The sequence below is a fragment of the Tritonibacter sp. SIMBA_163 genome, assembly GCF_046535935.1.
GTDB lineage: Bacteria > Pseudomonadota > Alphaproteobacteria > Rhodobacterales > Rhodobacteraceae > Epibacterium > Epibacterium scottomollicae.
The window spans coordinates 1-255 of the sequence record NZ_JAWJBP010000839.1; the positions used below are offsets into that span (position 1 = coordinate 1).

1 protein-coding gene is annotated in these 255 nt (G+C 45.1%); it reads right to left on the reverse strand.

The annotated features are described in order from the left end of the window. Window positions 1–255 (reverse strand): DUF3854 domain-containing protein (locus R0J92_RS24695; protein ID WP_411053629.1); only part of this gene is annotated, 255 nt, incomplete at both ends.

Genomic DNA, 255 nt, shown 5'->3' on the forward strand with positions numbered 1-255 from the left:
GGCTTAATGAATCGAGTTAGCTCTTTACGTCGTTTTTCTTCCCCTTTGAAGTTGATGTATTTATCAGCATCTTGGTCAATCCAGTTCCAAATTCCAGGGGCAGCGATGGCAAGATAACCTTGGCTGCACAAAGATGCTGCTTTCTTGAATCCTTCTGTAACTTGCAGCGCGATCGCGTTGGTCTTAGCGAATTCCCAGATGGCAAATTCTGGACTCCCTTCGTAGGAATCTCGGAATTTTTCCCAAGCCATAAAG